The organism is Burkholderia sp. L27(2015) (genome assembly GCF_009765705.1).
GTDB lineage: Bacteria > Pseudomonadota > Gammaproteobacteria > Burkholderiales > Burkholderiaceae > LMUX01.
On sequence record NZ_LMUX01000021.1, the window covers coordinates 1,511,382 to 1,530,614 of the forward strand.

Annotated in this window: 17 protein-coding genes; 11 read left to right on the top strand and 6 right to left on the bottom strand. The window is 56.6% G+C overall.

Features of this window, described 5'->3' with window-relative positions; genetic code table 11:
• Window positions 1-4: 4 nt before the first annotated feature.
• Window positions 5-577, bottom strand: coding sequence for an alpha/beta fold hydrolase (locus tag GSQ77_RS30015; protein WP_367889692.1), 573 nt, complete (start codon window positions 575-577; stop codon window positions 5-7).
• Here GSQ77_RS30015 and ppk2 point away from each other — a divergent pair.
• The 10 genes from ppk2 to GSQ77_RS25165 all read left to right on the top strand — a co-directional run bounded on the left by ppk2 (window position 576) and on the right by GSQ77_RS25165 (window position 14,338).
• Window positions 576-1,391, top strand: coding sequence for a polyphosphate kinase 2 (gene ppk2 / locus GSQ77_RS25120; protein ID WP_158905897.1), 816 nt, complete (start codon window positions 576-578; stop codon window positions 1,389-1,391). The genes GSQ77_RS30015 and ppk2 overlap by 2 nt on opposite strands.
• 282 nt (window positions 1,392-1,673) lie before the next feature.
• Complete coding sequence (locus GSQ77_RS25125; RefSeq protein WP_158905899.1) at window positions 1,674-1,928, top strand: RNA-binding protein; 255 nt, start codon at window positions 1,674-1,676, stop codon at window positions 1,926-1,928.
• An 855-nt stretch (window positions 1,929-2,783) separates the two neighbouring features.
• Window positions 2,784-3,983, top strand: a complete 1,200-nt coding sequence (locus tag GSQ77_RS25130) for a hypothetical protein (protein WP_158905901.1) — start codon at window positions 2,784-2,786, stop codon at window positions 3,981-3,983.
• A 33-nt stretch (window positions 3,984-4,016) separates the two neighbouring features.
• Window positions 4,017-4,685, top strand: a complete 669-nt coding sequence (locus GSQ77_RS25135; RefSeq protein WP_158905903.1) for a hypothetical protein — start codon at window positions 4,017-4,019, stop codon at window positions 4,683-4,685.
• The gene (locus GSQ77_RS25140; protein ID WP_158905905.1) at window positions 4,669-5,142 is read left to right on the top strand and encodes a hypothetical protein; all 474 of its coding nucleotides are present in this window, start codon (window positions 4,669-4,671) and stop codon (window positions 5,140-5,142) included. The genes GSQ77_RS25135 and GSQ77_RS25140 overlap by 17 nt, the downstream gene beginning before the upstream one ends.
• Window positions 5,143-5,171: 29 nt before the next feature.
• A complete protein-coding gene (locus GSQ77_RS25145) occupies window positions 5,172-6,500 on the top strand; it encodes a hypothetical protein (protein ID WP_158905907.1) in 1,329 nt (442 codons plus the stop codon).
• 47 nt (window positions 6,501-6,547) lie between these two features.
• The gene (locus tag GSQ77_RS25150) at window positions 6,548-7,618 is read left to right on the top strand and encodes a hypothetical protein (RefSeq protein WP_158905909.1); all 1,071 of its coding nucleotides are present in this window, start codon (window positions 6,548-6,550) and stop codon (window positions 7,616-7,618) included.
• 24 nt (window positions 7,619-7,642) lie between these two features.
• On the top strand, window positions 7,643-8,314 hold the full coding sequence (locus tag GSQ77_RS25155; RefSeq protein WP_158905911.1) for a hypothetical protein: 672 nt from the start codon (window positions 7,643-7,645) through the stop codon (window positions 8,312-8,314).
• A gap of 696 nt (window positions 8,315-9,010) precedes the next feature.
• The gene (locus tag GSQ77_RS25160) at window positions 9,011-12,583 is read left to right on the top strand and encodes a filamentous hemagglutinin N-terminal domain-containing protein (protein ID WP_158905913.1); all 3,573 of its coding nucleotides are present in this window, start codon (window positions 9,011-9,013) and stop codon (window positions 12,581-12,583) included.
• Between the two features lie 33 nt (window positions 12,584-12,616).
• Complete coding sequence (locus tag GSQ77_RS25165) at window positions 12,617-14,338, top strand: ShlB/FhaC/HecB family hemolysin secretion/activation protein (RefSeq protein ID WP_158905915.1); 1,722 nt, start codon at window positions 12,617-12,619, stop codon at window positions 14,336-14,338.
• 31 nt (window positions 14,339-14,369) lie between these two features.
• Here GSQ77_RS25165 and GSQ77_RS25170 read toward each other — a convergent pair whose 3' ends face one another.
• From GSQ77_RS25170 to GSQ77_RS25180, 3 genes are all read right to left on the bottom strand, one after another.
• Window positions 14,370-15,203, bottom strand: a complete 834-nt coding sequence (locus GSQ77_RS25170) for a sulfotransferase (RefSeq protein ID WP_158905917.1) — start codon at window positions 15,201-15,203, stop codon at window positions 14,370-14,372.
• 383 nt (window positions 15,204-15,586) lie between these two features.
• On the bottom strand, window positions 15,587-15,970 hold the full coding sequence (locus tag GSQ77_RS25175; protein ID WP_254067780.1) for a hypothetical protein: 384 nt from the start codon (window positions 15,968-15,970) through the stop codon (window positions 15,587-15,589).
• A 127-nt stretch (window positions 15,971-16,097) separates the two neighbouring features.
• On the bottom strand, window positions 16,098-16,397 hold the full coding sequence (locus tag GSQ77_RS25180) for a redoxin family protein (RefSeq protein WP_158905919.1): 300 nt from the start codon (window positions 16,395-16,397) through the stop codon (window positions 16,098-16,100).
• On the opposite strand from GSQ77_RS25180, the gene GSQ77_RS25185 reads away from it, so the two are divergent.
• Window positions 16,334-17,026: a hypothetical protein gene (locus GSQ77_RS25185; RefSeq protein WP_174246465.1), complete on the top strand. Its 693-nt coding sequence runs from the start codon at window positions 16,334-16,336 to the stop codon at window positions 17,024-17,026. The genes GSQ77_RS25180 and GSQ77_RS25185 overlap by 64 nt on opposite strands.
• Window positions 17,027-17,280: 254 nt before the next feature.
• Here GSQ77_RS25185 and GSQ77_RS25190 read toward each other — a convergent pair whose 3' ends face one another.
• Both GSQ77_RS25190 and GSQ77_RS25195 read right to left on the bottom strand, forming a co-directional pair.
• Entirely contained in the window at window positions 17,281-18,678 is a 1,398-nt protein-coding gene (locus tag GSQ77_RS25190) for a DHA2 family efflux MFS transporter permease subunit (RefSeq protein WP_254067781.1), read from the bottom strand.
• Between the two features lie 5 nt (window positions 18,679-18,683).
• A complete protein-coding gene (locus GSQ77_RS25195) occupies window positions 18,684-19,112 on the bottom strand; it encodes a MarR family winged helix-turn-helix transcriptional regulator (protein ID WP_158905925.1) in 429 nt (142 codons plus the stop codon).
• Window positions 19,113-19,233 lie beyond the last annotated feature (121 nt).

Here is a 19,233-nt window from a genome sequence, read left to right on the forward strand (position 1 = left end):
CTCACTACAACCCATTGCACCCGAGAAAATCGCGCATCCACGCAGCGATGGCATCTGCGTCGGGCGCAAGATCTAGCGCGAAATGCCCGGCATCCATCACGTGTATTTCCGCGTGAGGCAAATCCCGCCCATAGGCGGGGGCTTCCGCGGCCGGTTGCGACGGATCGTAACGGCCCCAGATCACGAGTGTCTTGGGTTGCGTCTTTCTAAGCCATGCCTGCCATTGCGGGTAAGACGCGACATTGGTTCGATAGTCGTAGAACAGATCGCTCTGGATTGCCGTCTCGCCGGGGCGACTCAACATCGCGTATTCATCGGTCCATAGGTCCGGATCGTACACGCCACTAGCACCGCGTAGATCCAACTCTTGGAAGACATTTTCCGCTCGCTCCCTGATGGTGTTATTCATCAAGACACTATCCCGGAAAGTCGATTCGTTCAGCGTACGGCGCCCCACGTGGTCACGATATTGGACCAAAGGCCTATTGCTGCTTTTCGGGTTGCAGCCTACGTTATCCCAACATGAAAGAATCTTTAGAAAAGACCGTAGGTCGGCGTGTGCATGGAGACAAGGCATGGCGAAGACAGGGACAAAGAACGACCGGTCGCCAGAAGACAAGTCCTTGTCGTACAAGGGGTACAGGAAAGCGTTGTGCGAGCTGCACGTTGAACTGGTTAAGCTCCAGGAGTGGGTGGTGCGAACGGGTAGCAAAGTCTGCATCGTCTTCGAAGGACGCGACGGCGCAGGCAAGGGTGGCACCATCAAGGCGATTACCGAGCGCGTGAGCCCGCGCATATTTCGCGTGGTTGCATTACCAGCGCCGACCGAGCGCGAGAAAAGCCAGATGTACGTGCAGCGCTATCTACCGCATTTACCGGCTGCGGGAGAAGTGGTGATCTTCGACCGCAGTTGGTACAACCGCGCGGGAGTCGAGCGGGTGATGGGTTTCTGCTCTGAGGAAGACGCGGAGAAATTCTTGAAGATGCTGCCGCAGGTCGAGCAGGCGATCGTCGAATCCGGAATCATCCTGCTCAAATACTGGCTGGAGGTCAGTGACGAGGAGCAGACTCGGCGCCTCGAGGCGCGCATCCACGACGGGCGCAAGGTGTGGAAACTGTCCGACATGGATCTGAAGTCCTATGGCCGATGGTATGACTATTCGCGTGCGCGTAACGCGATGTTCAGCGCGTCCGATAGCCCGATTGCTCCGTGGTTCGTGGCTAATTCGAATGACAAACGACGTGCGCGGCTCAATATCATCAGCGATCTACTCCACAAGATTCCCTATGAAGCCACGCCGCGCAAGAAAGTGGCTTTGCCCAAGCGGCAAAAGCCGGAGGGTTATGAAGAACCGGACTATCCGTTTAAGTATATAGCGGAGAAATTCTGACTCTTTCAGTAGCCAGATCGCGCGAACCTTCGTCCGATAATGCGCGCAGAAAATAGCTGCCTTCACGCTCGGCCATGATCCATGAAGCCAGAACGTTCTACCCGTCAACGAAAACTCCATGGGCAGCCTGGTCGCGGGACATCTCGGCTGTCATTGGTCGGCGTGCGCATACCTTTTGAGGCAGGTGGCTGACGCCGCAAATGCAATTCAACCGAGCGATGTCCGCAGGTCGGCCGTAAACGTCGAGAAACGGTGCGTATTCGTAAATGACAGGAGCGCAAAATGGTGCGTCTGATATTGGGAAACATTGAACCTGGTACCTCCGACGACGAGGTTCAGGAATTTTTGGTGAAGTATGGATTCCCTGCGTACGATGAGATCGTTCACATGGATGGAGAAGGATCGCGACCCGCGGTTACGCTGACCTTCAATTCGCTCGATCCGGGGGCCTTGCGCATATTACAGTCGCGCATCCATGGCCTCTTCTGGAAGAACCGGAAAGTCGCCGCGAGCGTCTTGATGGACCACTTTATATGAGTCGAACTCTTTAGTGACGGCTCGCAATGCCACCCTCTGTGGAATAACTCCGTTAAGACACGGCTATCGTTAGGTATCAGCTTCTAAAGTATTCTGGGAACGTCTGGCGGTTACCAGATGATGGAGGTGAAAAGCCTCTTGATTCACAACCGGAAACTGTTTTCAGTCATTGTATAAACAAGGACCCGAGACCAACTAACGCAGCTGCAACGGCTGCAATTACTGCGGAAACAACTTGAGGATTCAGCGTTTTAAAGAAATCAAGGGTCGTTCGCATACTAAATTTTGATGATCGACATTGCCACCAGGCTTTCGATCTAATTTGCCAGGAAACCGTATTTCAGGCGCTATGAATCATCTCAGCGCCCATGGCCTATCCCGATGACTCCCTGACCGATTGTGGCGATCAATCGTACTGTATACGTAAACAAGCTGGCGTCATTGCGATCGATCACGAGGGAATGCGAGCAAAAATCGTTAAATAAAGCGAATTTCTGGTCAATTTCAGCGAGCGTGAGCCTATTTTGAACATGAGCCATTGCAGTTGCGTTTAACGAATCGAATTTCAAATCGAATCAACCCGAATTCAGCGGCTTTGAACTGTATCCAACCGCACCTGCAATTAAAAAAAAGCGCCTGTGGAGATATTTGGTAGACGCGCGGGGTCGATGGCGTGATAAGAGGCGGTCTATCGGTGTTTATACGGACATTAAAAATAATAAAAAATCGACTGGACCGTCCGTTAAGCGTCCTGTAGTCTGCATTGCGCCAATATCTAAACAAAATACATAAGAGACTTGGTAGACAAGCGCATTAATAACGATAGACAAACGCGGCAATAACAATACCAAAACAATGCTGAAAAGTTTGCGACTCGTCGGCCGAATAGCGGCCTTGATGTATTTCCTGTTTGGCCTGTCTAGCTCATACGCTGGGCAACTGGAAGTCGTGTCCGTGACTTCGAGCGGCTTTGGTACGAATGCGGCGGCTGCCACGGTGGACGCGGTGAGGAACGGCGTCGCTTCGGTCAACGGTGAAAGCATTGCATCGTCCCAACGACTTACAAGCTCATCGATTTCTTCGACAGACCAGCAGACTCAAAAATCGAGAACGATCAACGACGACATACAGGAGACCACGCACGGGGTCGTGAAGTCGTGGCGAACGATCTCGACGGTTTCTGTCGACGGTGGCTTTCAGTCGACCGTTCAGGTGGGTGTCGTCGTGCTCAGACAGTCAGCGCAACTCGATCGAATCAAGCTCGCGGTGGTTCCTTCGCATACACCCACCGACGAGCTGACGGGCACGCTGGTCGACGACATCACGGCCAATCTGGTTGAAAGCCGCAAGTTTGCGATCTTGGACCGGCAACAGAACGAAGCGATTGGACGTCAATTGGCAAAGATTCGCTCCGGCACCGAGATCGAGGATCTCGCCCGACTGTCATCCGGAGTGGCGCCGGATGACCTTGCCATCGTGACGATCAATTCGGCTCCGATGCAGAGCGGCGCGACACAGGTTCGAGGGGAGATTCAGGTCATCGATTATTCGAGCCGACAGGTCAAGTTCGCGGAGCAGAAATCGTTCACCGTGAAAAGCTCAGATACGTTTCCTATCCACAACCGCCTTGCGGCCATGGCCAAAACGCTTTCACGCGATCTATTGCAGACGATTTATCCGCCACTGGTAGTCGGCGACGACAGCGGCGTGCTCACCATCGCGCAAGGCTCGAACTATTTCAACGTTGGCGACAAGTGTTCGATCAAGGAAGTCGACGGCGCTCTGCGAGATCCCTACACCAAGGAATTTCTTGGATATAAGAGCGCGGACGTTGGAACGGCGACGATCACTTACACCGATTCGCGCATCTCGCAGGCCACGCTCGATACGCAGCAGACGCTTGATACGCACAAGGTCGCGGCGAGGAAATACCAAGTCTGGCGAATCGCTGCATCCGCAGATGACATGTTCAAGTCCATGTCGGCGGATATGGGAATGGCGGCAGGCCCGAAAAAAGCCAAGGAACGCAGCGAACAGAGCGAATCCGATTACTGAACCAGCCCTTTGAACGACGCCTGAGAGCCCTTTATGACAATCACTAGAACTACAACAGTCCTTTTCAGTATTCTCTTCGCGACGCACGCATTGGCGCAACAGGCCAGCGGTGCAGCAGACACTGGAGGAGAAGTTCCCCTTGGCGGCTTTCCGGGTTGCCATCTCGTTCCGCCGAAGGACTCGTGCGACGCGCGTATTGCCTGCACGGGTGTCGGAACGCTCTACGGCAACACGGGTACCGATCTGCAGGCAGCGACGCAGGAGGGCTCGATAGAGGCTCGAAATGAGTTGGCGAAGTTCTACAGCAGCAAGCAGAAGGCTCAAGAGTCGCTCGCCAAGGTCCGCGAGGATGCGCAAAAAAGCACGTCTGATGGTGGAAAGGCCACCAGTTCGTCGGCAACACGGATGATCGCGTCGGTCAGCAGCACAAGTGCCGAGGCGATTCTGTCGGGGGTCCAGATCCTATCGCGCGAGGTAGACCCGAAACAGCAAACGGTAACCGTGGAGGTCGGTGTCAGCTGCAAGAGTCAGGCCGCCGCTGCGCAGTCGCAGGCAGTCTCCGCGCGGTCCACGTCGCCATCCAGTTCAGGCACGGATACGTCGGGTGCCGGACGCGCAGGAAGTGGCGCCGAGGAATATCGTACGCCGCCGGGTCAATTGTCTACCTTCAAGCAAACCACCCCCCATGCAGACGATTTTTAAGTCGGTCGCGTTGACATCAGCCTTGCTTTTCGCGGGAACGTCGAATTCAAAAGCCGCCGACATATGCAATGAAAGCGGCTTTGACACGGTTCCCGCTGGCCAGATAAGAATCGGCAACGAACTCAAGGGGAAATCGGTCGAGTTTCGTACCACTGCAAGCGAGTTGAGCCGCGGGTACGGGCCCGAGGCGACATCAACACAATCCGTCATCGCGGAGCAAGCGGCCAGGGACGCAATCTTTCGCGCGTTCGCGAGGGTCGTTCGCCCACCGACGGCCGCGGCATCGCTGGAAATTAGTGGGCTACAAAGCGTAGCCGCGATTTGTGATGGTGAGAATGTTTTCGATTTTCGGGTTCCCATGTCGGGATTGCATTGGCGTACCGCGCCGGCAGAGACAGGGCCGGAACTGTTGCCACCGATTAGAAGATTTCTTAGGGACAACGGCGTCATCGACTGATTGTTGTCTGAGATACGAATGGAGCGGGCATGTTCAGGGTGATCGGATTGGTAGTGCTTGTTTTTATCGTGGTGGTCGGATTTCGACCGATCAAGTCGCTCTTTGAGGGAACAGTGACGACGCGCCGGCTCTTGCCGAAGGCAACGACCATGGCTAAAACTGATCCGATCCGGCCGATTCCACCCGTGCGACCCAGTATTCAACGTCTGTTGCTCAAGCTGTTTGTTCCGTTGGCCTTCTGCTTAGCCTACACGGCCGCCGGCGCCCAGGACCTGTACTTTGCCGGGTTCTCTTTTGCGGGTGACAACATTCAGAATCGGCAACGTTATCCGGCAGCTGAAGCGCTGCAAAATGAAAAGGATAAGGACGGCGTCAACGTACTGGATGCAGCCCTCAGAAAGCAGCTAAAGGAGTTGACCCGTAGCGACATCACGCTGAAGTATGACCTGGGCGACAGCGGCTCAGGCAACGCGACCGCCCTTGCTTTTGCGCTTGATCAGGAGAGCGTCGAAGATGACAAGATGGGATCGCAGGATCTATATATCTATCGCGTCATCGCGAATGTGCTCGTCTTCGACTTTCAGACGAAGACGGTCGTGGCCGATTTTCCGGCCATGGTTCAGTACCAGGACCTGGGCGTGCCTGGGCGGACTGACGAAGAGAACCGTGCTGTTTTCAGAAGGATCTATCTGGAACCTGGCTTCGGCGCAAACATCTTCGCAGAATGGGTACGAAGGCTGTCGGTTACCCAGATCAACAAGAGCTATTCGTCTCATCTTGCAGTGCGAAGTGTCACTATCGCACCCGAAGCCGAAGCATTGGTGCCAGACGCCCTCAAGAAAAACGACGCCTACGCGACGCAGGTGGCACAGACGTTCGAATACAGCCTCGCGTCCATACAAAATATCGGACTCCTTCCCTACACACCGGGGCAGGCGATCGCGGGGAAGATGGTCACACGCTTCGCGAATGGCGACAGTTACGACCTGACCTTGCCAAAACCGGACTTTACGATCGATATCCGCCTTCGAGCCTTCAGGACCGCGAAGGTGGAGACGAATGCGACCGACCAATATGTCTTCGGGTCCTTCATCACGTTGGAAGTTCAGCAGCCCGATCTACAAAAAATATACGTCAACGCAGACTTCAAGAATTTGAATTATGTGGTGCTTGATAAGTCCGCCGCAATCTTGCCCGATCCTTGGCAGGGATATCAGACCAGTTTGCGGGAGTTGTTCAATGTGCTCGCCGAACAAATTTCCAAGCGCGATGCGCAAGCACTCGCAGAGATGACAAAAGCGCCGGACATCGATACGCAGTTAGCGGGGTTCAAAGAGGTGATCAAAAAATGCATGTAAGCAAAAAGAACCGGCTTGTTATGTGCCGGAACATCGGGGCCGCGCTTGTGTTGTTGATGGCCGCATCCCAGACTGCGTTTGCCGGTGTTGCGCAAATTCGGGGGAAGGTCGTCGTCCCCTATTCGACAGGCCTTTTCGCCGGCACGCCCGATGCATCGTCCAACGCCGCAGCACTCCATGCGGCAAAGCTGGCCGCATGGGATTTATATACGGCCAGGTTCAATGACGCGAAGATGAAGATCTACCTGGTGAACAAGGAAAAATTCGTCGGAAATATCGATGAATTCGTAAAAAATCTGGCGATCGTCGACCAGCAGGTCGACGCGGGAACTCATACGCTGAACATGGTCGTGCGGGCCGAGGTTAACGAAACGGCGGTCGATTCGATTCTGGATTCGACGTCGGTCGCATCCCGACAGGGTACAGGGTCAGGAAGTACGCTCGTCTTCCTCTTTTTGGCCCGGGAAGCGACGAAGGCGAAGACGTTTGACCCGCGGGTCGCCAAGGTCACAAAAATTGACTCCTCGAAAGCGTCCATGGAGAAAGCCGTCGACTCCGACGACACCGAGGCAAGCGGCAGCAAGAACTCGGACATCGAAGAAACGACGTACGGCGGCTCAGTCGAGCGAAAGCGATCGCTGGTCACTTATGAAGTGACTAGTCCGGAGGACGTCACGGCTGCGATGAGCGACGTGCTCGACACGTCAGGGTTCGAGGTCGCCTCTTATGACGATGTCGCGACCAACTGCGGAGGCGTCGACCGGTCGATTGTCATGAAGGAGTTCAGTGCGAGCGACGATATGAGCCCGCAAACACGTCGTTCGGTCATTAACGCTTCGCGGCAGTGTGGAGCTTTCCTGTTCGCAACGGGCACGATCGATGTCGGTGTTCAGGACACGGATCCCGTGTCCGGCAACAAGCGTGTGTATGTCTCGGTGCGCGGGCAGGTTTGGGATATCAGGCAAATGTTGCCGAGAAAGGTGGCCTCGGTCGGCCCGGTTCAGTTTGCTGGGCTGGGCCCGGACGATGACGTCGCAACCCGCAATGCTCTGAACCTTGCAAGCAGGGCGGCCGCCAAGGCATTGGTCGACCAGCTCAATGCAAAGCAGATTCACTAATAATATTTTCACCAAGGAGAATTCATGAAGCTACGAGTCATTTCCACAGCGGTTGTATTGATTTCGGCCGCAATCTATGCCGCGCCTTCGATGGCATTCGGCCTCCCGTCGATCCCTGGTATTGGCGGTAGCGGCGGCTCCAGTACGAGTGTGGACGTCGGTTCGCTCACGAAACAGCAGTCAGACCTGTTGGTGACGATGTCCGCATCGCTTCTTAATCTGTCCAATGCGCAGAGCATCATGGCGGATGCACTGGATTTGAAGGAGCAGGCCGCCATCGCGAAGAGCAACGCGGACAAGCTTTCTGCCGGTAACCTCACAGGTAAGGACGATACGGCGAAATTCGTAGAGAGCAGCCTCTCGGTCAACAAAGCAATCGCGGACAAGATGGCGAAGGGCGAGGCTTTGAGCAGCGATAGCAAGGCGAAGTTCGCGACGTCGCTGTTGCCGTATGGTCAAGGCTCCGTTGGTATGGTCGCTGCGGCGCAAAAGGCGGCAGGCGCCGCCCAGTCGCTCACGCACACGACTGATCCGACGGTACTGTTCAAGCTGGGCAGCCTGCTTTATGTAGCGCAGGAGGCGCCAGCGCTGATTTCGTCGTTCGGCGGCGCTACGAGTCACATCATCAGCTTTGCAAGCGCTCAGGGAATTGATACGTCAGCGCTGAAGACTGCTGCTGCGAAGCTCGGAGACTGAGGGCGTTGACTGTATTCCGCTCGCAAGGCTAAGCCTTGTGAGCGGATCGCCGGAAAAAGAATTGGACAGAACAACCTGGGGTCACTAGGTGTTCGGTAGGCAAGGAACAACACCTGATCAGGTTATTTCGGCAGAAACGTGGATGAGGTTTCCGTCGACATTCGCACACACCTGCAGTGGCGAAAGCACGTATCTCCGCGATGGCGGATGAACTGCCACGCGACTCAACGACATGAATGGCCGCTGCGCTGTGGAAGCTGCCGATCAGATGGTGTCTGGTCCAGCGTCTGCAGCGGGTCGAACGGGCATGGTCGAGATCCGTCTGCAAACGGCCATGAGCAGCCTGTCGCCATCGCAGTCATGGGGCCGTTCAAGCGGCTGCTTCGTGCCAAAAAGCAGACACTCCACGCCAACTTGCAATGGACCGGACATCCATCGGGTGCTCAAGGCCGCAAGGTATCGCCGGAGATCCTAAATCGGACGAAAACTCCCGTCTCATTGACGTCATATCTATCAAATCCGAAATTCGGCCAGATTTATCTCAGCATAAACTGGTGTTCTCCATTCAACAAAATTTCTTAGGCACTGCTTTAAAAAAAGAAATTTTGCAAAAAACAGCGATTTCGATATTTTTAATTCTTATGCAGATATAATTCGTTACCAAAAATAATAGGTCCACATGAGACTGATGGCTAAATGAATCATATCTATCGTCTTGTGTGGAGTCGTGTCGCCAATAGCTGGGTCGCTGTGGCGGAAACAGCCTGTGGCAAAGCCAAAAGCAAAAGCCGTGTTCGTAAGCTGACTGCAGCCTCGCTCTCAGTAACCGCAGTTGTATTCTCCCTGTCGCCGCCGGCCTACGCGGCCAACGCCTCCAATGCCTCGATTGCCGCCGGCAATGGCACTGCTACAGTGGCAACGGTCGGGACGACGACCACCATCAATCAGACCAGCCAGCGCGCGGTGATTGACTGGACCAAATTGTCGACCGCGTCGAACGAAGCCCTGGTATTCAATCAACCGAATGCGTCCGCTATTGCCCTGAACCGTATCACCGGCACCAGCCCCAGTATCTTTATGGGCAGTCTGAGCGCCAACGGCCAGGTCTACATCCTCAATCCGAACGGTGTCGTGTTCGGTGCCGACTCCCAAGTCAATGTCGGTGGTCTGGTGGCCTCGACAATGCGCATGGATGCCAACGCCTTTATGAACGGCAGCGCAACGTTTACGAGCGATTCGACCGCGACTGGCAGCGTTGTCAATAAAGGTACGCTCACTGCCGCCGACGGCGGCTACATCGCGTTGCTGGGCGGCTCGGTGCGCAACGAAGGCACGATCATCGCTCGCCTAGGCACGGTTGCGCTGGGTGCAGGGAGCAACATCACCCTGACGTTCAGTGGCAACAGCCTGGTACACATGCAAGTCGACCAGAGCGTACTGGCCACACTGGCGAAAAATGGCGGTCTGATACAGGCCGATGGTGGCTTGGTGATGATGACGGCTGGCGCGGCAAATTCGCTGCTGGCGTCCGTGGTCAACAACACCGGTACCATCGAAGCGCGCACGATTCAAAATCACAATGGCGTTATCACGCTGCTAGGCGGCATGGAAGCCGGCTCCGTGAACGTCGGTGGCACGCTCGATGCCTCGGCGACTAACGGTGGCAACGGCGGTGCGATTGAAACGAGCGCAGCCACGGTAAACGTTGCCAAGGGCGCCGTCATCAACACGCAGGCACCGCAAGGATTGATGGGCTCGTGGTTGATCGATCCGACCGACTTTACCGTCGCCGCCAGCGGTGGCAACATCACCGGCGCAGCATTGTCGGCCGAGCTGGGTCTCACCAACATGACCATCGACACCGTCCATACGACGGGTAGTGGCGCGGGTGACATCAATGTCAACGACGCCGTCAACTGGAGTTCTAACAGCGCCAACGCCAGCAGCAATACCCTGACGTTGAATGCCGCCAACAACATTAATATCAATGCGCCGATCACCTGGGGCGTTAGCGGCACGCCAGGTAACGCCACCACTACCGGCGCGCTGGTCTTGAATGCCGGTAACGACATCAATATCGGGGCTGCGGTGAATGCCTTCTGGCGCGCACCGCTGACCATGAATACCGGGCCGGTCACCAGCACTAATCCCAGCACAGTCAACGTCAACCTCCTTCCGAATGCCGGTGGCTTTGCGGGTGCGGTGAATTTCTATTCAGATGCGGGCGTCACTGCGGCTGGCGGCACCGGTCTGCTGACGGTCAACGGCAATAACTACACCGTCATCTCCGATGTAACGCCAGGCTCGGGTGTCGGCGTCGCGGGCGATACGGGTACCGACAGCTTGCAAGGCATCCAAAATAACCAGAGCGGCTACTACGCGCTGGGCAGCAACATCGATGCCAGCGCCACAGCGTCCTGGAACGGTGGCACAGGATTTAATCCGATCTCGAATTTCCTGGGCGTTTTTGATGGGCTGGGGCATACCATAGGTGGTGTCGCCATTAGCTCTGGAAACTATAGCGTCGGCCTGTTTGGCGTCAACTTAGGCACGGTGCGCAATGTCGGGATGGTTAACGCCAGCGTCTCTGGCGGGATGTTCGACGGTGCACTGGTCGGGAATAATTATGGTCAGGTCATTGGCGGTATCTTGGTCAAAGGCATTGTCAGTAATAGCTACGCGACAGGCGCTGTCAGCGGCATCAATGAAGTCGGCGGGCTGGTCGGCTCAAGCCAAGGCACCGTCGCCAATAGTTACGCCAACGTTTCCGTCAGAGGCGGAAACAATTTGTGTGGCAACACTTGCGGCGTTGGCGGTCTGGTGGGCTCCAACTTCAATGCAGTCCAGAACAGCTACGCCATCGGCAACGTCCTCTCCACCGAGGATGCAGGCGGATTGGTGGGAAGCAACTTCGCTGGCACCATCAGCAACAGCTATGCTACTGGCACTGTATTTAGCCGCGGGATAGCCACCGGTGGCCTTGTCGGGTATGGCAATCAATTGGCCTCAATCGACCACAGCTATGCTACGGGTACCGTGTCCGGGTCGGGAGATTTGGGCGGCTTAGTGGGATTAAACACTGGCGCGATCGGCAATAGTTATGCTACCGGCAATTTGATTTTCGCTTATGGCGTCATCTCAGGCACAATCGTCGGCGGCCTGGCAGGGTTCAACAATGCCCAGATCAGTAATAGCTACGCCACGGGGGCTGTTTTCGGTACCGATAAAGTCGGCGGCCTGATTGGGTGGAACACCGGTACGATCGACAACAGCTATGCAACCGGCGCCGTGAGTGGGAGCACCAACGTCGGTGGGCTAGTGGGACAGAACTCAATCGAGACGGTCGGTGTCGCGTTGATCAATAATAGTTACGCCACCGGCGCCGTCACTGGCACTACCAGCGCCAGTACTGGTGCACTGGTAGGCTCATCAGATACTTCGTTGGTCCAAAACAGCTTCTATGCCAGTGACGCGAATCCTGGGCTAACCGGCATTGGCGGCGCGGCCGATGTCGGCGGTACCGTATGGGGCATGAATACGGCGGCGATGGAGAATTCAGCCAACTTCACCAGCGCGACCGGCACATCCTCCGTGACCGACCACAGCGGCAACGGCGGTGTTAATCCTGGTTGGGATTTCCCCGGGGCCGGCAATGGCGCGGGGTCGACATGGTTCATGTATAACGGCTTCACCACGCCACTGTTGCAGGCTTTCCTGAAACCGTTGACGATCACTGCAAACAGCGTGAGCAAGCAATACGACGGCACAGCGTATAGCGGCAATAACGGCGTCACATATTCTGTTACGCCTGACTTGTCCTTATTGTTAGGAACACTGAGTTATGGCGGCTCGGCGCAGGGCGCAGTGAATATCGGTAGTTATGCTATTACACCGAGTGGTTTCTATTCCACCGGTCAGCAGGGCTACATGATCACCTTTGTCAACGGCAGTTTGTCGATCAACCCCGTGCAGTCCACGACGAATACCAATACGACGACGGGTACGGGGTCGAGTGCATCGACTACGGCTGGGCAGGGGGTGGGGTCGAGTGCATCGACTACAGCTGGGCAGGGGGTGGCATTGAGTGCATCGACTACAGCTGGGCAGGTGGTGGCATCGGTCCTGTCCGACCAAAGCCGCAGCAATCAAGCGAATTCTTCCGACACTTTACCTAGCCAGACTAATGGTGCCGCTGCCGGGGGCGTCGTCACCATCAATTTGGGAGGCAACGGATCCACGCTACAAATCCAGAGCGACAGTGGCAGTTAGCCGGTCGACGACTACCCATAAAAAGAGTTTGTCTTGAAACAATCCATTTTGTCGCAGGCGTCTCTGGCGCCAAGACCGTTACGCTTGCCATTGTTGATCGCGATGCTGTGCATCGGCGTCTTGCCGACATTGCCCGCACGCGCCGCCGGTCCGGTTATCCCTGGCGCCGGCACTGTCCTGCAACAGGTAGAACCGGTCACGCCGCTCGCGCCGCCTTCCAACGATACCGGGCTGCACATCCAGCAGCCCCCATCCAGCGCGTTGCCGGCCAGCATAGCAATCCGCATCGAACACATCGAGATCGTCGGCAACAGCAAAATCGATGCGCCGACCCTGCACGCACTCGTCACCGATGCAGAAGGCCGAGACCTGAACCTGACGCAGATCGGCGAGCTGGCCGCGCGCATCACCGCCTACTACCGCGCCCACGGCTTTCCGCTGGCGCGCGCCATCATCCCGGCGCAGACCATGCAAGCCGGGGTGGTGCGTATCGAGGTGATCGAGGCGCGTTACGGCAAGATCACGCTGAACAATCGCAGCCGCGTCAGCGATCGTTTGCTGCAGGCTACGCTCGATAAGTTGTACAGCGGTGAGGTAGTCAGTCAGGACGAGTTGAATCGCTGCCTGCTGTTGCTTGCGGATATCCCGGGGCTGGCCATTGATGCGACCATGAAGACCGGGGGGCAAGCCGGCACCTCTGACTTGCAAGTCAACGCCAGATCGACACCGATGGCGACCGGCAGCGTCACCGTGGACAACGGTGGCGATGCTTATACCGGTCGCACACGAGTGGGGGCGAACGCGAATGTCTTCGATTTGCTGCATCAAGGTGATGTGCTCAGTGTCAATGGCCTGACAGCGGGCAACGGCCTGACATATGGGCGTCTGTCCTATGACGCGCTGCTCAATGGCAACGGTACGCGCCTGGGCGGCGCTTATTCGACGTTGGACTACAGGCTCAAGGGCGCGCTGTCGGCTCTCGATGCCACAGGTAGCGCCCAGGTCGCCAGCCTGTGGCTCAAGCAGCCGCTGATCCGTAGCCTCGGCTTGAATCTCTATGGCCAGCTGGAATACGACCACCTACAACTGAATGACAATATTCAAGCCGTCGGCATTCAGAATGATCGTCATCTGGACAATCTGACCGGGAGCGTATCGGGCAATGTGCGCGACGGCATGCTGGCGGGCGCAGTCACCGCCTGGAATGTAGGCTGGACTTATGGCCATGTCGGCTTCAATGACGCGGCGACGCAGGCCATCGATGCGGTTACCACGCACACGCAGGGCGACTTCTCCAAGCTCGGTGTGAATCTGGTACGTTTCCAGAGTCTGGGGGACTACGATGCTTTGTATTTCAACCTGAACGGCCAATGGGCCTCGGGCAATCTGGATGCCTCACAGCAACTCGTGGTGGGTGGCCCGAACTCAGTGCGAGCCTATGACAACGGCATCATCTCGGGCGATGTGGGTTATACGTTGACGAGCGAGTACCGGCATACCCTTGCACAATCGTGGCATGGCCAGTGGCAGGCGATTGCTTTTTTCGACGCAGCCCATTTAGAGGTGAATCGTGCCACGTTCTCAACGGGCGCCAATACTGCGAATCTGGCCGGTGCCGGGATCGGCCTGAACTGGAGCGGCCCGGATCAGTTGGCCGCCAGCTTTTCGCTGGCCGTACCGGTTGGTGCTACACCGGCACAGATCAGCGATCGCTCCACGTTGCACGCCTGGCTGCTATTGAGCAAGGGGTTTTAACAATCGGGTGTGGGGTTTCCGTCGGTGCGAGTCAGTTGGCGGAGGGCTGTTTGGCAGGGTAATACTGTTGATAGAACCACGCATAAGCACTCTCGACTTGCGCTTGGATACGCGGTGCAATGTCGTGATGTTTGGGCGGCGCAATACGGGTGTGCTGTTGATGCGAGAATTTCATGCGATAGTGGCTGTCGCTTTCCTGAATACCCACGGTGAGCTGTTCCGGATCGATCTGTAGTGGCGTCACGCCGAGCCAACCATAGATGTGCGACATGCAGGCAACCGGTTGCGCTATCAAATCCTCGAAGCGCAGGACATATAGTCGCTCCCTTACGGCCTTGGGTAAGTCCGGCACTGCACTTAGCGAAACCAGCGGCGCTCCGATCGTCCTATCCTTGGCAAATAACATATCGGCGCGGCCGAACCGGTCGAAATCCGCCAGGTGATCGAGGAAATCGATCAAGATGGTGCGCTGGTGCTGCGCCTCGATCGAGCCGTAGATTTGTCCTAGCTCGCGCACGCACACAATCAGTTTGGCGTCCGGCTCCAAATGCAGCAGCATCTCGATCGTATGAAGCCAAGCGCGATTCTTGTCGACCACAACGGGCGTTGTGCAGTCGTGATACCAACCTCGTAAGAATCCTTGCATCGCGGATGTGAGATGCGCGTAGCTACGCTCGAATGCATTGTCGAGCTGAGAGAGAAAGAAGGTGTCATCGCTGACCATGCGCCGCAATCCGAGCAGGGTATTGCACAGTGGAGAACTCTGGCCTTCGCAGTGAATTTCCGGATGCTGTGCGAGTAACTGGCATAGTAACGTCGAGCCTGCGCGTGGCAGCCCCGTAACACCGACAAATTGTGGATTCATTGAAATTCAACTTCCATTTAAGGAATGACGCGCCACAACGTGCAGGTCGTGCCGGTGCATAGCGCTTAGAGGGCTTGATCGCTCGATTATAGGGGAAAATGCCTCGCCAAAAGGCGAGGATGGCGCTTCCTCGAAGCGCTTCGATGCAGATCGATCGGGGCCTTGCGATAACGATCGGAACGGCCGTTACGCTCCGGAAGCGGTCGTTTCGCTGGCAAACGTCCGAGCGGCAGCAGCGGGTCGCCTACGGAAGTTCGTCGTGGAACCGAAATCGTCAACAATCGCTCTTCCCGAAGCCGCAGACGCGGCCGACAGCGATGATCGCAAGTCGGCTGCCCGCACCGCTAGGCATTGCGTCACATCCTGAGTGCAATTGGCGTTATCTATTTATTCCCTTTCAGTCTCGACGTTAGAAGCGCGTATTTTTCCTGCGAGGTATCCGCCAATGCCGCTTCGCGAGTGGAAGGCGTGTTGTCATACGGCACAGGTTCGGCGAACTGGCTCACGGTCAGATCCCACACTTTCCCGTCGATCAAATTGTAGAAGTGCGTGCCACCCGATGTCAGCGTCGTGAGAATCTCACCGCCGAAATAGTCGTGTACGACGAGGGAGGTGACGCTGCAATGATTCTGCGCCGGATTCGATGGTGACCAGGCGTTGGTTGGGCTCGACGTGTCTGCGGACCATACGCGTGAGATTGCTCTGTACAAATCGAGGGGCGTTACAAACGTTTTCGAACCGGGGGACATTTGATGTTCCTTTTTCATCGCAAAGAATTCCTTGTCCAATGTGGAAGCGGCGCTGCAGCGACGACAGTCGGATGGAAAGGTTCGTCCCAGCGCGCTCATCATAAACCGGCCGCTCTGTGGGAGCCGCCGATTCGAAGTTAGACGCTCATTTACCGCAACGCGTCTTCAGCCACGCGAGCACTTCGGTCGCATTCTGATCGGGCGGAAATACGGGATAGAAAACGTGTTCAATTACGCCGTCGTTAACGACCATCGTCATGCGTTTTAACAGTGTCATGCCGGCGGCAGTGAACGTCGGGAGGGAAAGAGCTTTCGCCAACAAAAGATGCTCGTCAGACAATAGCGGATACGGGAGGTGTACCTGCGAAACTACCGCTCGTCGTGAAATTACACGTTGTTGCGCCTGCTTTGCCGGTCCCGATTGAAGAGCGTTTTCAATTCGCATGGAGCGAACGCGCACTACGCGAGGTCTCCATCGTCAACGACCCCAAGCCACTTGGTTTGATGTCACTTGACACGTGGCTTGACGCACCGGCGGGAGAGGTGCGCGATCACGCGACGTTGATGGTGGTGATCGAATTACACAATCTTGTCTCCGAACCCGCACCTAACGGTAGCGCCGAGGTTGGAGTTGCGCTGCTTATGGTGCCGGAAGACGTCGCACGACGTAACCGACTGGTGCCCATCGCCCAGATCCATCGTCCTATGCTGGGCACCGTCTCGACACTCGCCGATACCCTGAAATTCGCGTTGCAATGGGGCACCACGGATGCTAGTGCGATTCAGCACCTGTGGCATTCGGGCTTCGACATTGTGGGCAAACAGGCTTTGCTCGGTGCCGTTCGCACTAGCGGCATTGTGCTGATGTCGGAACACCAAGCACCGGGGGAGTACGACCTCGATCGCAGCGTAGGCCGTTGCGGGATCACGGCTGACTGGCTTGCGCTGGCCTGCGCATGCGACTTCGCGCAGTCATTTGGCGGACCACAACTCGTCGCTCGGTTCAGTGGCCACGAGTCGGTCTTGAGCGTGGTTCGAACGGCCCATCGTCCCTCTTCCCCTATGAGTTTGTAAATGGATCGCAAATTCTGGTTTGACGTTTTTCTGATTGGGTTGCTTAGCAGCCGTCGAAGAGCCCGCGTTGACCGTCTGCTGAGAGGCGACTACGGAAATTCGTTTTGCGACCGGGTTCGGCCATGAAGGGGCACTCGTCGACACCATTCTCCAGACGCAGCCTTGCGAGGCTCGGAGCACGCAGCGTTGGGTGGCGAGCGACACGCTGTGAGTCGATGACGGGTCGAAGCTCTAGCAGCAGGATGGGGCGGCGATCACGCGCGATGTATTCGTAGCGGAAGGAGTATTGCCGCCCCGAAAGCCAACAAATGAAGGCAGCAGAGCATCACAAAGGCCATAAAGAATTGCCCCGGCTGAGCGTTCTTGGCGCTGTGCACCGTCAACGAGATGAACACTGCAAGGAGCGTGGTCGCAACCGGACCGCCGACCCTTTGAGCAATATTCAACGCGGTGTTCGCGACGGCGATCCTCGCTTTCGGGATCGATGAATACGCTGCCGATATGGACGGTATGCTGATCGTTCCTTGACCCGCCCCGGCCAGGAACAGGCTGACCACGGCGCACGTAGTCGAGAACTGACGCCCTATCATCCAGAGGAACGTGGTCATGCTCAGGAAAGCCAGCAACGCACCTCCTGCCGAGACCCAGCGGCAGCCATATCGTTCGGTCAAAAATCCCAGAAGTGGAAACGAGCACATCATGCCGACACCCGTCGAGGCGATGAGCCAACCTGCTTGCGCGGCGGACAAGCCACAGCCGGCGATCAGGTACAAAGGAACCACGAGTTGCCGGGCGTACAACATGCCGTTGGCGAAAAATTGCGTGGCTGCGGCGACAGAGAAGGTCCGGTCCGCAAAGATCCGCACGTCGATCAGTGCTGAACTGCCCTTGAGTATCGAGTGCCGCAAGAATCCCGCAAGAAACACGGCGCCCGCGAGCAGCACCCATCGTCCCTCTGCGTGCGACGCATATTGAAGCCCATAGATAAGAGCAACGAGGCCAGGTGAAATCAACGCAAAGCCGAGGAAGTCGAACGGGCGCCTCTGTAGAGAGATAGCATCGCCTGGAAGCAGCAACACAGCCAACCCGACACCGAGAATGCCGACCGGTATGTTGAGGTAGAACAGCCAGGACCACGTGGTGTGCGCCAGGATCGTCCCGGCCAATACCGGACCGAGGATGGGGCCCAGCAGGATAGGCAGGGCGGCATAGCCCATCACACGGGCCATGTTTTTTCCCGCCACACGCGCAATCATCATCTGTGTCATGGGTGCCAACACGCCGCCCACCAGCCCCTGGAATACGCGGGCACAGATCAGCTCATCCATGGTTCGGGACGCCCCGCATAGAATCGAGGCGAATGTGAATGTCGAGAAGCCGATGATGTAGAGACGCTTCGCGCCAATGCGGTCCACGAGCCAGCCGTTGAGCGGCAGCATCAGCGCCATTGCTAGCAGGTAGCCGCTGACGATCCACTGCGCGGTCGCAATCGACGCGTCAAGTGTGTGGCTGATGGTCGAGAGCGAAACGTTGACCACGGTCGAATCGAGCTGCGTCATGAACGGCCCGATCACAGCCACGAGAGCCACTTTCCAGACAGACGGATCGATCCCGCCAGATGCGTTGGCGCTCTCGCCCCCCTGGCTCCGCATTTTGGTCACTTCTCGGCCAGCTGCTTGATGATCCCGGTGGCCTTGAACAGCGTGTCGCGCTCATCTTCGTCGAGTTCGGCGATCACCTGCGATAGCCACATCTGCTTCGCCTCGCGACTCTTCTTGCGCAACTGAACACCCTTCGGTGTCAACTCGATAAGCATCTGGCGGCCGTCGGTGGCGTGCTGCGTGCGCTTGACGATGCCCATTTCCTCAAGCGACGTAATTGTGGCGCCCATCGACTGTGGCTTCATTCCTTCGGCACGCGCGAGTGCCGCCGTAGTGGCGGGCCCGTCGTTAGCCAGCCGCGACATGACGACAGACTCCGTCATCGAGAGCTCACTCGCATAGGATTCGTTGCGGGTACGGCGTACGAGCAGTCCTACCGCCTGCATCAAATCGATGACGGCTTGCTCGAAGGTTTTGGTCGGCATGATTTTTCAAACGCTGTTGGGTTGAGTGTGTGGCAAGGATAGATATAAGCAGTCAAACTTGCAAGGTTAACTGGTTAGTAAGAATCTTGAACGCTGCGGTACCCAGCACCCGGGGCATGGT

Bases quoted from the DNA above. Each gene is read 5' to 3' on its own strand.
- GSQ77_RS25135 (WP_158905903.1), top strand. From the start codon at position 4,017: ATGACAATCACTAGAACTACAACAGTCCTTTTCAGTATTCTCTTCGCG.
- GSQ77_RS25140 (WP_158905905.1), top strand. From the start codon at position 4,669: ATGCAGACGATTTTTAAGTCGGTCGCGTTGACATCAGCCTTGCTTTTC.
- GSQ77_RS25155 (WP_158905911.1), top strand. From the start codon at position 7,643: ATGAAGCTACGAGTCATTTCCACAGCGGTTGTATTGATTTCGGCCGCA.
- ppk2 (WP_158905897.1), top strand. From the start codon at position 576: ATGGCGAAGACAGGGACAAAGAACGACCGGTCGCCAGAAGACAAGTCC.
- GSQ77_RS25125 (WP_158905899.1), top strand. From the start codon at position 1,674: ATGGTGCGTCTGATATTGGGAAACATTGAACCTGGTACCTCCGACGAC.
- GSQ77_RS25195 (WP_158905925.1), bottom strand. From the start codon at position 19,112: ATGCCGACCAAAACCTTCGAGCAAGCCGTCATCGATTTGATGCAGGCG.
- GSQ77_RS25130 (WP_158905901.1), top strand. From the start codon at position 2,784: ATGCTGAAAAGTTTGCGACTCGTCGGCCGAATAGCGGCCTTGATGTAT.
- GSQ77_RS25145 (WP_158905907.1), top strand. From the start codon at position 5,172: ATGTTCAGGGTGATCGGATTGGTAGTGCTTGTTTTTATCGTGGTGGTC.
- GSQ77_RS30015 (WP_367889692.1), bottom strand. From the start codon at position 577: ATGCCTTGTCTCCATGCACACGCCGACCTACGGTCTTTTCTAAAGATT.
- GSQ77_RS25160 (WP_158905913.1), top strand. From the start codon at position 9,011: ATGAATCATATCTATCGTCTTGTGTGGAGTCGTGTCGCCAATAGCTGG.
- GSQ77_RS25180 (WP_158905919.1), bottom strand. From the start codon at position 16,397: ATGCGAATTGAAAACGCTCTTCAATCGGGACCGGCAAAGCAGGCGCAA.
- GSQ77_RS25190 (WP_254067781.1), bottom strand. From the start codon at position 18,678: ATGCGGAGCCAGGGGGGCGAGAGCGCCAACGCATCTGGCGGGATCGAT.
- GSQ77_RS25170 (WP_158905917.1), bottom strand. From the start codon at position 15,203: ATGAATCCACAATTTGTCGGTGTTACGGGGCTGCCACGCGCAGGCTCG.
- GSQ77_RS25175 (WP_254067780.1), bottom strand. From the start codon at position 15,970: ATGAAAAAGGAACATCAAATGTCCCCCGGTTCGAAAACGTTTGTAACG.